Below are 238 nucleotides of genomic sequence, written 5' to 3'. Positions count from 1 at the left end.
CGTTCGTCATCTGGTGCTGAAAGAGGAGTGGCATATCCGCAAAGTTGTCAGTGAGGAAGCGACAGAACAGGTCGTCTCCCTGCGCAAACAGCACGCTCACCTGACCCGAACACCCTATTCAGAGCCGTCCGAATCCATCACCGAGGAACACAACATGGCGCGTGAAACAATCGTAACAATGTTCAGCAATATCTCACTGGCAGAGGGTGAAAAGCGTAACCTGATCAAGGCCGGGTTC

1 protein-coding gene is annotated in these 238 nt (G+C 52.9%); it reads left to right on the top strand.

What is annotated here, in order from left to right:
* On the top strand, positions 1 to 238 hold a 238-nt coding region (locus tag SB765_RS33495), incomplete at both ends, for a hypothetical protein (protein WP_410933017.1).

Origin of the sequence: Pseudomonas sp. SIMBA_067, assembly GCF_046534675.1 — a bacterium.
In the GTDB taxonomy this organism is placed as follows: Bacteria; Pseudomonadota; Gammaproteobacteria; order Pseudomonadales; family Pseudomonadaceae; genus Aquipseudomonas; species Aquipseudomonas putida.
The sequence above is the reverse complement of the archived record's forward strand: the minus strand, read 5'-3'. Positions and strand labels throughout refer to the sequence as shown.